The 11,748-nt window shown below is 72.9% G+C and carries 11 protein-coding genes and 2 riboswitches; of the genes, 4 read left to right on the forward strand and 7 right to left on the reverse strand.

The features are described from left to right. Positions 1 to 802: 802 nt before the first annotated feature. The 6 genes from ACTJK8_RS27385 to ACTJK8_RS27410 all read right to left on the reverse strand — a co-directional run bounded on the left by ACTJK8_RS27385 (position 803) and on the right by ACTJK8_RS27410 (position 8,160). Complete coding sequence (locus tag ACTJK8_RS27385; RefSeq protein ID WP_012318520.1) at positions 803 to 2,512, reverse strand: DEAD/DEAH box helicase; 1,710 nt, start codon at positions 2,510 to 2,512, stop codon at positions 803 to 805. 9 nt (positions 2,513 to 2,521) lie between these two features. Then, positions 2,522 to 3,310, reverse strand: coding sequence for a precorrin-6A synthase (deacetylating) (cobF, locus tag ACTJK8_RS27390; RefSeq protein ID WP_012318521.1), 789 nt, complete (start codon positions 3,308 to 3,310; stop codon positions 2,522 to 2,524). 42 nt (positions 3,311 to 3,352) lie between these two features. Further along, positions 3,353 to 4,291 (reverse strand): ornithine cyclodeaminase family protein, encoded by a 939-nt coding sequence (locus ACTJK8_RS27395; RefSeq protein WP_053622101.1) that lies wholly within the window; start codon positions 4,289 to 4,291, stop codon positions 3,353 to 3,355. Positions 4,292 to 4,435: 144 nt separating this feature from the next. Continuing rightward, positions 4,436 to 5,557, reverse strand: a complete 1,122-nt coding sequence (locus ACTJK8_RS27400) for a DSD1 family PLP-dependent enzyme (protein ID WP_012318523.1) — start codon at positions 5,555 to 5,557, stop codon at positions 4,436 to 4,438. A gap of 44 nt (positions 5,558 to 5,601) precedes the next feature. Beyond that, a complete protein-coding gene (locus tag ACTJK8_RS27405) occupies positions 5,602 to 6,741 on the reverse strand; it encodes a pyridoxal-phosphate dependent enzyme (protein ID WP_440762836.1) in 1,140 nt (379 codons plus the stop codon). A 156-nt stretch (positions 6,742 to 6,897) separates the two neighbouring features. Next, positions 6,898 to 8,160, reverse strand: a complete 1,263-nt coding sequence (locus tag ACTJK8_RS27410; protein ID WP_012318525.1) for a D-amino acid dehydrogenase — start codon at positions 8,158 to 8,160, stop codon at positions 6,898 to 6,900. 65 nt (positions 8,161 to 8,225) lie between these two features. Continuing rightward, a riboswitch (glycine riboswitch) is annotated at positions 8,226 to 8,336 on the reverse strand. Between the two features lie 3 nt (positions 8,337 to 8,339). Next, a riboswitch (glycine riboswitch) is annotated at positions 8,340 to 8,442 on the reverse strand. 250 nt (positions 8,443 to 8,692) lie between these two features. Here ACTJK8_RS27410 and ACTJK8_RS27415 point away from each other — a divergent pair. The 3 genes from ACTJK8_RS27415 to ACTJK8_RS27425 all read left to right on the forward strand — a co-directional run bounded on the left by ACTJK8_RS27415 (position 8,693) and on the right by ACTJK8_RS27425 (position 10,178). Further along, entirely contained in the window at positions 8,693 to 9,028 is a 336-nt protein-coding gene (locus ACTJK8_RS27415) for an ethyl tert-butyl ether degradation protein (protein ID WP_012318526.1), read from the forward strand. Between the two features lie 190 nt (positions 9,029 to 9,218). Next, complete coding sequence (locus ACTJK8_RS27420; protein ID WP_440762837.1) at positions 9,219 to 9,476, forward strand: hypothetical protein; 258 nt, start codon at positions 9,219 to 9,221, stop codon at positions 9,474 to 9,476. A 96-nt stretch (positions 9,477 to 9,572) separates the two neighbouring features. Continuing rightward, positions 9,573 to 10,178 carry a glutathione S-transferase gene (locus ACTJK8_RS27425; RefSeq protein ID WP_058608316.1) on the forward strand — a complete coding sequence of 202 codons (606 nt, stop codon included), beginning with the start codon at positions 9,573 to 9,575 and terminating at the stop codon, positions 10,176 to 10,178. Between the two features lie 23 nt (positions 10,179 to 10,201). On the opposite strand, the gene ACTJK8_RS27430 is transcribed toward ACTJK8_RS27425, so the two are convergent. Continuing rightward, positions 10,202 to 10,675, reverse strand: coding sequence for a DoxX family membrane protein (locus ACTJK8_RS27430; protein ID WP_012318529.1), 474 nt, complete (start codon positions 10,673 to 10,675; stop codon positions 10,202 to 10,204). 481 nt (positions 10,676 to 11,156) lie between these two features. Here ACTJK8_RS27430 and ACTJK8_RS27435 point away from each other — a divergent pair. Beyond that, positions 11,157 to 11,748: glycosyltransferase family 2 protein (locus tag ACTJK8_RS27435; RefSeq protein ID WP_440762838.1), on the forward strand; the 592-nt coding region annotated here is incomplete at its 3' end.

An 11,748-nucleotide genomic window follows, 5' to 3' on the forward strand; every position in this document is an offset into this window, starting at 1 on the left:
CGGCGACCCTGTCGGGTCGCTCATCCGGCCCGGGAGCCGTCAGGCAGGGCAGGGGGCCGGTGAGCCCCGGGCCAGCGCGCAGGGGCCCTCGCCCGCGCGGACGGGACCCGCGCGGGCGCGCCGGAGATCGCCGCCGCCGGGGTCGCGGGCGGTCACGCCCGGAGAGCCGGACCGCCGCTCCAGCCGCCGCCGCGAGCGACGCCGGGCGAGCCGGGTCAGCGCCGCGGCGATCGGCCGGACGTCGTCCCGGTCCACCCGTCGCGGGGAGGGGCCTCCGCCCCCCTGACCCGACCGCCCTGCCCGGGAGCGCCGGTGTCGGCGCCCGTCAGCCGCTTCGTCATCGCGCCCGTTGCGACCGCGCCTCGCCGCGCGCGACGACGGGCGCGCGGCGGCCCGGGTCGGAGCCGAGCGTGTCCGGCGGCGGCGCGCGGCCTCCCATCCCCGTGGCCTCGACCTCCCGCCCGATCAGCGGCCTTCATCCAGCCGCATCCAGTCGCATCCAGCCCCGTGCCGCCGTCGGGAGGCCTTCGGGCGGCGACGCCGGGACACGGGACGATCCGATCCCACGAACCTCTCCCCGTTGTTCGCATAAGATATATTATGGAATGCAAAGGGCGTCCCAGGTCGGGTGAGGGGCGGTCGCTCCGCCGGCCGGCGCGCCCAGATGGGATCCCGCCTCGCGCCGCCTCCGATCCGGGCGGTGCGGCCCCGGCGTCGGGTCCCGTCCGGCCGGGCGGCTTCCGGATCGGGCGAGGGCGGTCCGAGCCCCCTCCCCGCGGCGCGGCGTGCCGCCCGCGCGCCCTCACGCGGCGCGCCCGGCCGTGCGGCGGACGTCGCCGAGGATCCGGCCGTCCCGCGTCCGGCAGTCGATATGCTCCGACAGACGGCCGGTCCGGATCCGGATCGATGCCGGCCGGGCCAGGAGCGCGGCGCGCTCCAAGAATTCCGCGGCGCTCATCGGCGCGTCCCGGCCGCCGCCGAGGCCGCGCCACCAGGACACCGCCTTATCCCGCTCGTAGCCGCTGCGCTCGGGCCGCAGGCGGACGCGCCACGCCGCCTCGGCGGGGCCGTCCCGCCAGCCGAGGACGAGGTCGAGCCCGTCGGGCGCGGCCTCCAGCTTCAGGGCCGTGACTGGATGCCACGCGGCCTCCTGCCAGCCGGCCTCCGCCGCCGGGGCAGGGCCCGCCGGCTCGGGACCGGGCAGCCCGGGATCCGCCGAGAGGATCGCCAGCTCGTCGTCGGCGGCGGCCTCGTGCGGCGCCTCGGCGTCCGGGTCCGCCTCCGGCTCGGTCCAGCACGCCTCGCAGGTGGAGGCGTTCAGCGCGATCAGGGCGCCGCAGCCGGGGCAGGGCTTGGCGCGCGAGGCCCCTGCCCCGCCCAATCCCTGTGTGGCGCTCCGGACCGTCACGGCGTCGACGGGCCCGTGCATCCGCACCAGACCGGCATAGTCCAGGATCAGCGCGTCGGCCTTTCCGGGCGCGCAGCGCAGCGCCCGGCCGACCTGCTGCACGTAGAGGCCGGTGCTGCGGGTCGGGCGCAGCAGCGCCACCAGATCGACCTCGGGCACGTTGAAGCCGGTCCCGAGCACGCCCACCGAGGTCAGGCAGCGGATCTGCCCGGCCCGGAACGCCGCGACGATGCGGTCGCGCTCCCGGCGGGGCGTCTCGCCCGAGACGCTCTCGCAGGAATACCCTTCCGCCCGCACCGCGTCGCGCACGGCCTCCGCGTGGGCGAGGCCGGCGCAGAAGGCGAGCCAGGCCCGGCGGGCGCGCCCGTACTCCGCGAGCTCCGCGACCGCCGCGCGGGTGATCCAGTCGCGGTTGACCGCCGCCTCCAGCTCGCCCGGGATGTAGTCGCCCCCGCGCCGGCCGACGCCCGAGACGTCGAGCTGGGTGAGCGTCGCCTTGGAGACGAGGGGCGCCAGGAAGCCGCGCCGGATCAGCGTGAACGTGTCGGCCTCGTAGGCGATGCCGGAGAAGAGCCGGTGCTCGCCTTCGTCGAGGCGGCCCGAATCGAGCCGGTAGGGCGTGGCGGTGAAGCCCGCCACACGCAGCCCGGGGGTCCGCGCGCGCAGGCCCGCCAGGAAGCGGCCGTAGCGGGTGTCGGCGGCGCGGGGGATCAGGTGGGCCTCGTCGACGATCACGAGGTCGCGCGGACCGATCGCGTCGAGCCGGTCGGCCACCGACTGGATGCCGCAGACCAGCACCTGCGCCCCGGCCTCCCGCCGCCGGAGCCCGGCCGAGAAGATGCCGGCCGGCGCCCCCGGCCAGGACCGGGTCAGCTCGGAGAAATTCTGGGCGACCAGCTCGCGGCTGTGGGTGACGATCGCCACCCGGGCGAGGGGATTCTCGTCCAGGGTCTCCCGGGCGAGGGCCGCGATCACGAGCGCCTTGCCGGCCCCGGTGGGCAGGACGATCAGGTGGCCGGGCGCCGCGTCGTCCGCCCCTCCCCGCGCCCAGGCGGCCGAGAGCGCGTCGAGGCTGGCGCGCTGGTAGTCCCGCAGGCGCAGCATGGCGGCGGTCTAGCCGGCCGCGCCGGCCCTGTCCGTGGCGGCGCGGTCACGGCGCAGCAGGTAGATGTCCATGATCCAGCCGTGCCGGGCCCGGGCCTCGGCGCGGACCCGGCGGATCTCGGCGCCCGCGTCGCCCAACCGGCCGGAGATCAGGATCTCGTCCGGGCTGCCGAGATAGGCGCCCCAGTGGATCGTCAGGTCCGGGTCGAGATGCGCGAAGGACGGGTCGCCGTCGAGCATCACCACGACGCTCTCCGCCTCCGCCGGCCACCCCGCGGCGAGGCGGCGGCCGGTGGTGATCAGCACCGACCCGCCGATGCCGTTCAGCGGCACGCCGTGGCGGGCAGCGAGGACCTGCACGCTGGACAGACCGGGCACGACGCGGCGCCGGAACGGCACGCGTCCGCGGGCCAGGATGTGGTCGAGGATGCGCAGGACGCTGTCGTAGAGGGCCGGGTCCCCCCAGGCCAGGATCGCCCCCACCTCCCCGGGCCCGAGATGGGCCGCGAAGGCCGCCTCCAGCCGCTCGGCCCGGGCCGCGTGCCAGGCCTCGACGGTGCGCCCGTAATCGGCCGGGCGGCGCTCCCGGGGCGGGTCCTCGACGGTGACGACCCGGTGGGGTTTTCGGATATGGGCCGCGCAGATCCGGCGGCGGATCTCGACGAGGTCGGCGGTCTCGGCGCGCTTGTCGAGGACGAACACCGCGTCGACGTCGGCGAGCGCCCGCACCGCCTGGAGGGTCAGGTGCTCGGGATCGCCCGTGCCGATGCCGATGACCCGGATCTGCCTGTCCTGCATGCCGTCCTCCGCCGGGGCGGGGAGGGCCGGCGCCGGCCTCCCCTACAAGCGCGCGTCGGCTTTGGCGAGGATCGCCCGGGCGATGGTCAGGTCCTGCAGGGCGATGCCGGAGGAATCGAACACGGTGATCTGGTCCCGGTCCGTCCGGCCCCCCTCCCCGCGCCGCAGCACGTCGCCCAGCGCCGTGAGGCCGCCTTGAGCCTGCGCGGAGGCGTGCTGGAACTCGCCGATGGTGCGCGACTGCTCCGGCAGGTCGCAGAACAGGGCCGCCCGCTCCAGCAGGGCGGGGGGCAGCTCCTGCTTGCCCTTCGCGTCCGCCCCCATGGCGGCGACATGCGTGCCGGGGCGGACCCAGCCGGCCTCGAACAGCGGCGCGCGGGCGGGCGTCGCCGTGACGATCACGTCGGCAGCCGCGCAGGCCTCCTGGGCAGAGGCCGCCCGCACGTCGAGCCCGGAGGCCCCCTGCCCCGCCAGGCGCTCACTGAGCCCCGCGACCTTGGCGGCGTCCCGGGCGACCACCAGCACCGTCCGGATCGGGAGGATCCGGGCGAGCGCCGCGCACTCGAACTCGGCCTGGTTGCCGGCCCCGAACACCGCCAGCACCGCGGAATCCGGCCTGGCCAGCACGCTCGCCGCCACGGCATCGGCAGCGGCGGTCCGGTAGGCGTTGACGCGGCCCGCCTCGATCACCGTGTCGACCCGGCCGACAGCCTGGTCGAACAGCAGGATCACCGAATTGTGCCGCGGCAGGCCCCGGTCCGGGTTGCCGGGCCAGAACGAGCCGACCTTCAGGCCGGCATAGTCGACCGTCGAGCCCGACTTGATCGAGAACCGGTTGGCCGGCTCCGAGCCGTGGCCGAGCACCGCCGGGAACAGGGTGGTACCCGGCGCCACCGCGGCGATCAGCGCCTCGCGGGCGGCGTCGAACGCCATGGCGTGATCGACCAACGAGGCCGATTCCTCCTCCGAGATGAAGCGCATGGGTTCACGGACCTCCAGAATCATGGTTTCGAAAGGTCCGAGACCTTTCGCGGGTGCAGGGCAGAGCCCTGCCCTCGGGCGGAGCCCGATGTCGGGGCGCCGCCCCGACAACCCCGCCGAAGGGCCTCGGCCCCTCGGAATCCCCTACAGGGTCATGCCGCGTGCGGTGACCGGCCAGATCGCCTCGACGCGGCCGTTCCGCACGCCGACATACCAGTCGTAGACGTTGACCGTCGGGTCGCAATGGCCGGGGATCAGCTTCAGGCGCTCGTTGAGCGTCAGCACGTTGCCGGGATCGCTGATCACCCCGTGCTCGTCCGAGCACTTGATGTACTCCACGTCGTCCCGGCCGAACACCACCGGCAGGCCGCTGTCGATACTCTGCGCCTTGAGGCCGGCATCGCAGATGGCGACGTCCGCCTTCGCCTTGCTCATGATCGCCGTGTAGATGAACAGGCTGTTCTCGAACTCCGCGATCGGCCGGCCCTCGGCGTCCTTCACCCGCTGGTAGTCCGCGTCCATGAAGACGTAGGAGCCGCATTGCAGCTCGTTGTAGACGCCGCTGCCGCCCTCCATGGCGAAGCTGCCGGTGCCGGCCCCCGCCACGATGGCGCAGTCGAGGCCCACTCCCTTCAGCAGGTCGACGGTGCGCTTCGTCTCATCGATCGCCGTCTGGATCAGGGCCTTGCGCTCGCCGTAGTCGCGCACGTGCTGGGCCTTGCCCTGGTAGGCCTGCAGGCCCGCGAAGCTCAGGCCCGGCGCCGCCGCGATCTTCTGCGCGATCGCCACGGCGGGCTCGCCCGGCGCGACGCCGCAGCGGCCGGCGCCGACGTCGATCTCCACGAGGCATTCGAGGGTGACGCCGTACTTGACCGCCGCCGCCGAGAGGTCGTCGACGTTGCCGAGGTCGTCGACGCAGACCAGCACCCGCGCCCGGGTGGCGAGCGCGGCGAGGCGCTCGATCTTCTTCGGCGCGACCACCTGGTTGGAGACCAGCACGTCGCGGATGCCGGCGCTCACCAGCGCCTCGGCCTCGCTGACCTTCTGGCAGCAGACGCCGCAGGCGCCGCCCCGCTCGATCTGCAGGACCGTGATGTCGGACGACTTGTGGGTCTTGGCGTGCGCCCGGTGGCGCAGGCCGTGCGCCTTCATGAAGCGGCCGAGCTTGTCGACGTTGCGCTCGAGGGCGTCGAGGTCGACCAGCAGGCAGGGGGTGTCCACCTCCTCGACCGGCATCCCGACGGTGGCGGGGATGTTGTTGCGCATGGTGTGTCCTCCTGATCGCGTGCGGATCTCGTGGCGGGGCCCGGTTACGGGGCGAGGCCCAGAAGCTCGGCGATGCGCGGCGTCGCCTTGATGCCGGTGCCGGTGAGCACCACCACGGTGGTGTCCTCGGGCCGGATCGCGCCGCGCGCGGTGAGATCGGTGAGCGCCGCCGCCGCCATGGCGCAGGTCGGCTCGACGTAGAGGCCCGAGCGGGCGAGCTCCATCAGCGCCGCCTCGATGGCTGCCTCGGAGACCGCCACGGTGCCGCCGCCGGAGCGGCGGAGCGCCGCCAGCACCGCCCGGCCGCGGACCGGCTGGGCGATCGAGGCGCCCTCGGCCAGCGTCGGGCGCGGGGTGACCGGCACGAAATCCGCCGCGCCGGCCTCGAAGCCCGCGTGCAGGGGCGCGCAGTGGGCCGGCTGGACCGCGTGGAGCCGCGGCAGACGGGCGATCGCGCCCCGGCGCAGCAGCTCCGAGAAGCCGATGTCGCAGCCGAGGATGTTGCTGCCCGCGCCGCAGGGGATGATGACATGGTCGGGCGCGGCGAAACCCAGATCCTCCCACAGCTCGTAGGCCAGCGTCTTGGTGCCCTGGAGGAAGTGGGCCTGCCAGTTGTGGCTGGCGTAGAAGATCGAGTCCGCCTGGGCGACGGCCGCGTCGGCGGTGTCCTGGCGGGTGCCGGGGATCAGCTCGACCTCCGCGCCGACGGCGCGCATCTGCACGGTCTTGGCCGGCGAGGTCGAGGCCGGGACCAGGATCTTGGCCCGCATCCCGGCCGCCGCGGCGTAGGTCGCCACCGCGGCCCCGCCATTGCCGGAGGAATCCTCCAGCACCGCATCGATCCCCTGCTGGCGCAGGATCGACAGCATCACGGAGGCGCCCCGGTCCTTGAAGCTGCCCGAGGGCGCGAACCATTCGAGCTTGAAATGCGCGTGGCCGCCCCGCCAGGGCCGGCGCACAAACGGCGTGCAGCCCTCCCCGAGCGTGACCGGGTCGGCCACCGCCACCGGCAAGGCGGCGGCGTAGCGCCAGAGGGAGCGCTGGCCCGTGTCGATCTCGCCGCGCCCGATCCCCGGCAGGTCGGTGATCATCAGCGGACCGCCCGTCTCCGAGCGCCAGCGCGGCGTCTCGATCGGGTAGGTCGCCCCGGTGGCGGGGTCGAGATAGGCGGCGGACTGAGGCATCGCGGCTCGGTTTCCGGGGTGGTTCGGAAAAGAGAATACAAAATAATCTGCGACGGCGCGCCCCCCAGTTCGGGGATGGGACAGCGCGCCGTGCTGCGCGTCGGGGCTCCGCCCCGACAACCCGCCGAAGGGCCTCGGGCCCCCTAAAAACCCGGGTCAGGCCGCGAGCGGCAGAACCGTCGGCTCCGGGGCGTGCTCGGCGGCGATCGCCCCGGCGACGAGCTCGGCGGTGGCGCCCGAGAGGGTCCAGCCGAGATGGCCGTGCCCGGTGTTGTAGAACACGCCCGGCCGGCGGCCCCGGCCGACCTTGGGCAGCATGTTCGGCAGCATCGGCCGCAGGCCGCTCCAGGCCACCACCCGGTCGGTGTCGACCAGGGGGAACTGCTCCCGGGTCCAGTCGACCAGGGGCTGGATCCGGTCGTGGCGGATGTCGCGGTTGAAGCCGTTGAACTCCGCCGTGCCGGCGACCCGCAGGCGCTCGTCGCCGAGCCGGCTCGTGACGATCTTGGCCGCCTCGTCGAGGATGCTCACCTCGGGCGCCGCCTTCTGGGCCTCCGGCGTCAGCAGGTTCACGGTGATCGAGTAGCCCTTCACCGGGTAGACGTTGACCCGGTCGCCGAGCATCGCCGCGAAGTGCCGGCTGGCGCAGCCCGCGCAGATCACCACCGCGTCGGCCCGCAGGACCCGCGCGTCGCCGGCCGGCTGGCCCGCGTCACGCCAGCGAACCGCGTAGCCCCCCTCCCCCGGCGCGATCGTCTCGACGCTGGCGTCCTGGACGAAGCGGACGCCCCTGCGCGCGCAGGCGGCCGCGAGGCCGCGGGTGAATTTGTGAATGTCGCCGGTGGCGTCGGAGGGCGTGAAGAAGCCGCCGTGATAGCGCCCGGCCAGCGTCGGCTCGATGGCGCGGATCTCCTCCGGGGTCACGGCGTAGCGCTCGAGGCCCCCCTCCCGCAGCAGGGCGTTGACGGCGGTGGCCTTCTCGAAGCTCGCCCGGTCCCGGTAGAAGTGCAGGATGCCGCGGGTCTTCAGGTCGAAGTCGATCCCCTCGGCCTCGGCCATGGCGAACAGCGCCTCCCGGGCCTTCAGGGCCAGCCGCACCGTCTCCACGGTGTTCTCCCGGTAATGGGCGATCTCGCGGACGAATTCGGCCATCCAGGACAGCTTGTGCCAGGAGAGCTTGGGATTCATCAGCAGCGGCGCGTCGCGCCGCGTCATCCAGCGCAGGCCCTGCATCACCGTGGAGAGCTTGTTCCAGACCTCGGCGTTGCAGGCCGAGAGCTGGCCGCCATTGGCGAAGGAGGTCTCCATGGCGGCGTAGCGCTGCCGGTCGAGGACGGTGACGCGGTAGCCGCGCTGGGCGAGCGCGTAGGCGGTCGTCACGCCGGTGATGCCGGCGCCGATCACGGCGATGTGGGTCATGGGCTTGGACTCCGGGACTGGACGCGTGGAGGCCGCCCGCGAGCGGTCGGCCGGTTGCGCGCCCCATCTGTCCCGGTGCCTGAGAGCTTGATCCGCGACCGGCCCTGGCGAGGCTTTTCGCGGACGTCCCCTTCGGCGGGTGCCCACGGGCTCGCCCGCTGCACCGCTCTCCAGATCGCCCTGACGACACGGTTCCGGTGCCTGAGAGTTTCCGGGGCGGTTGCTCCGTCGGCGCCGGGTCCCCTCTGCTGGGAAGATCCCGGTCTCTCCCGCATCGTCACGATGGGCCGGTCCCGGATACGCCGATCGGCCGCGGGGGAGAAGCCCGCCCGCCCCGCCGGCGGCCGATTCCGCCGACAGCCGGTGCGCGTTGTCACCGCCGGGTCGCCGCCGGGTCACCCCGGAGTCACCGCGGAGTCACCGCGGAGTCACCGCGGAGTCACCGCGGAGTCACCGCGGAGTCACCGCGGGAGCGATCCCGGCCGCCGGCGGTTGATCCGGCGGTTGGACGGGGAATTCCGGAGGACGGCCGATGCTGACCAGGACCGCGATCTACGAGGGCACGGTGCGCGACGGCCGGGAGGAGGAGTTCTTCCGCCGGGTCCGGGACGAGCTCGAGCCGTTCTGGCGGCGGTTCCCGGGCGTCACCGCCGTGCGGGTCCAGCGCCTCGTCTCCAAGGACGACGACGCGCGGCCGATCGCCATGATCCTGGAGATGGACTTCCCCGATCAGGCGGCCCTGGACGCCTGCCTCGCCTCGCCGATCCGACCGGAATCGCACGCCGCCACCGAGGCGGTGATGCAGATGTTCGACGGCCGCTTCTACCATCTGGTCAGCGCCGGCCGGACCTTGTCGCTGGCGGATTAGGATCCGGCCGCGGGACGGCAATCACCGCCTATATTCATCGCCGTATTTACCGCAAATAAACCTAGATCGACAGATACGTATCCTTTAAAGGTGAAATTATTCGCTGACACACCAGTCGAACCAACACTCTTAAGGGTCTCGGTGCAGGGTGTGCACGAGCGACACCCTTCTTGTTCCGGCGGACGGCGCGATGGCGAAGTGGATTCCTGGCGCGGCCGTCTTCGGTCTCCTGTGCCTGATGATCATCCCGGCCCCCGGGATCTGGGGCGTCCTGATCGGGGCCGCCTGCGTGCTCGCCATCGTCGGCAGCCTGTGCATGCTCGCCCTCGATCGGGTGGCGAGCGCCATCCTCGTCTGGCGCGCGCGGATGCGGACGCGACGCCCGAGCCCGAGCCGGAGCCGGAGCCGGGTGGTCCATGCCGGCGCCCGGATGACCCGGAAGGTCTGAGCCTCCGGCGGGGCGCCGGGGACTGGATTCCCCGCGGCATCGGTGCAAGGTCCCGACGCCGCGATCACGGCGCCTAAGACCAACCGGGACGGTCCGATGAAGCTCCTCTACTCCCCCGCCTCCCCCTATGCCCGCAAGGTGCTGGTCCTCGCCCACGAGACGGGACTGATCGACCGGATCGCCGTCACCGTCGCGGGGGCCTCGCCGACGGGCCCCTCCGCGGAGGTCGCCGCCCACAACCCGCTGGGCAAGATCCCCGCCCTTGTGCTGGAGGACGGTACCGCCCTCTACGACAGCCGGGTGATCTGCGAGTACCTCGACGGCCTCTCGTCCGGGCCGCACCTGTTCCCCGAGGGGGCCGCCCGCTGGGACGCGCTGACCCGGCAGGCGCTCGCCGACGGCCTGCTCGATGCGGCGCTGCTCACCCGCTACGAGCGGGTGCTGCGCCCCGAATCCCAGCGCTGGGACGCCTGGGAGGCCGGTCAGGTCGGCAAGATCCGCGCGGCGCTGGACCGCTTCGAGAGCCTGGTCGGCGGGATGCCGGCGCTGGATATCGGCACGGTCGCGCTGGGCTGCGCGCTCGGCTACCTGGATCTGCGCTTCCCCGATCTCGCGTGGCGGGAGGGCCGCCCGGCGGTCGCCGCCTGGTACGTGGAGTTCGAGCGCCGCCCGTCCATGGAAGCCACCGTGCCGAAGGGCTGAGGGCCCCGCCGCGCCGGGCCTCGCTACGGCCGGGCCCGGTCGGCGATCGCGTAGGGATGGGTCGATCCGAGCGGGTCGGCGAGGAAGTCCTGGACCGTCCCGGCGCCCGTGCCGAAGGTGATGAGCAGGAAGCCGCCCGCCAGCGCGAAGTTCTTCAGGAAGTCCCAGAACAGCTCGCGGCCCTTGCCCCCGGCCCAGAAATCCCCCGGCACCCAGAACTGCTTCCACAGCAGCGCCGTCACCCCGCAATAGCCGGCGAGCACGAAGGCGGCGGCCCGGTCGGCGGTCCCGGTCAGGATGCAGAGCGACATCCCGATCTCGACGCAGAGCCCGATCACGATCAGCGCCACCGCGGGCGCGGTGGCGTGCACGGCCTGCCGCGCCTGCCCGACCGCACCCCTGAAGTTCAGGATCTTGTCGAGGGCGCTGAACGGCAGGAACAGCAGCACGAGGAGCAGGCGGACGCCGAACGCGATCGCGACGCTGAGGCTGGCCATGCGCTGAACGGTCTCCCTCAACCCGGCCCGGTGCGCCGATCCGAGGCACCGGTCCAAGGCGCTGATCCAAGGCGCTGATCCAAGCCGCGAGCGGCCCAAAGGTTTCCTGGGCCACGCGCCGGTGCCGCCCGGCCAGGATGGGCGGCACCGCCCGGAATGGCGCGCTTCCTCGATCGAGGGTGGCATGGCGGCAACAATGGTTCAATCCGCTTCGCGCAGATGGTCGAGTTCCGGATCCTTCTGAAAATTACGACCCATCCTTCAATCGATGATAGATATCGGCCTAGACACCGTCTCGGCAATTTCGTGATCATTATTCGAAATCATCTCAGATCATTCGCCCAAATCTTGACAGGCACGCACACTTCACGGCTCGATTTCTCGACGTTTCCCCCGGTCGACGCGCGGCGATGATTGCCGAGGCGCCGGCCCGGGGGAACCACGCGCCGATCAGTGTCCGTGAGAGTGTCGAATCTTGACCATGCGCATCGCGATCATCACGCCGTCGCGGCTCAAGCCCTCGACCCTGGTCGGAAAGGCCGGTCAGTACTTCCTGGAACACGCGATCGAGAGCGCCAACGCCCAGGAGCTCGACCGGCCGGCGACGATCCACTTCTTCGTCGGGACCGATCCGGAGACCGAGATCCCGGCGCGGCTCGCCGCGCACCCGCAGGTCACCTTCGCGCGCGGCGCGCGCAAGGGGCAGATCCCCGCGCTGAACGCGGCCATCGGCGCCGTCGACGACAGCTGGGACCTCGTCGGCTTCCTCGAGGACGACGATCGCTGGCTGCCGCCCTATCTGGGCGTCGCCGTCCGAGCCCTGGACAGCTTCGATTTCGTCTCCTCGACGCAGCTCGAGGTGGACGAGGCCGGCGAGGTGGTCCGGATCAACGACTTCGCGACGCCGTCGGGCTGGCTGATGCGGCGGGCCACCTTCGCGCAGGTCGGCGCGATCAGCCCGGCCTCGAAGTGGCACTACGACAACGAGTGGCTCGGCCGCCTCGCCGAGACCGGCCTGCGCCGCGCCCACCTCGTCGAGGCGACGGCGCCGGTCACGCTGCAGGACGCGATCC

This window comes from Methylobacterium sp. 22177 (assembly GCF_052045615.1).
Classification (GTDB): Bacteria; Pseudomonadota; Alphaproteobacteria; order Rhizobiales; family Beijerinckiaceae; genus Methylobacterium; species Methylobacterium radiotolerans.

What these genes read in the sequence shown, in the direction of transcription:
- ACTJK8_RS27430 (WP_012318529.1), bottom strand. Translation starts at nt 10,675, where the DNA reads ATGGCCAGCCTCAGCGTCGCGATCGCGTTCGGCGTCCGCCTGCTCCTC.
- ACTJK8_RS27420 (WP_440762837.1), top strand. Translation starts at nt 9,219, where the DNA reads ATGGCGAAGTGGATTCCTGGCGCGGCCGTCTTCGGTCTCCTGTGCCTG.
- cobF (WP_012318521.1), bottom strand. Translation starts at nt 3,310, where the DNA reads ATGCAGGACAGGCAGATCCGGGTCATCGGCATCGGCACGGGCGATCCC.
- ACTJK8_RS27405 (WP_440762836.1), bottom strand. Translation starts at nt 6,741, where the DNA reads ATGCCTCAGTCCGCCGCCTATCTCGACCCCGCCACCGGGGCGACCTAC.
- ACTJK8_RS27415 (WP_012318526.1), top strand. Translation starts at nt 8,693, where the DNA reads ATGCTGACCAGGACCGCGATCTACGAGGGCACGGTGCGCGACGGCCGG.
- ACTJK8_RS27400 (WP_012318523.1), bottom strand. Translation starts at nt 5,557, where the DNA reads ATGCGCAACAACATCCCCGCCACCGTCGGGATGCCGGTCGAGGAGGTG.
- ACTJK8_RS27385 (WP_012318520.1), bottom strand. Translation starts at nt 2,512, where the DNA reads ATGCTGCGCCTGCGGGACTACCAGCGCGCCAGCCTCGACGCGCTCTCG.
- ACTJK8_RS27395 (WP_053622101.1), bottom strand. Translation starts at nt 4,291, where the DNA reads ATGCGCTTCATCTCGGAGGAGGAATCGGCCTCGTTGGTCGATCACGCC.
- ACTJK8_RS27425 (WP_058608316.1), top strand. Translation starts at nt 9,573, where the DNA reads ATGAAGCTCCTCTACTCCCCCGCCTCCCCCTATGCCCGCAAGGTGCTG.
- ACTJK8_RS27410 (WP_012318525.1), bottom strand. Translation starts at nt 8,160, where the DNA reads ATGACCCACATCGCCGTGATCGGCGCCGGCATCACCGGCGTGACGACC.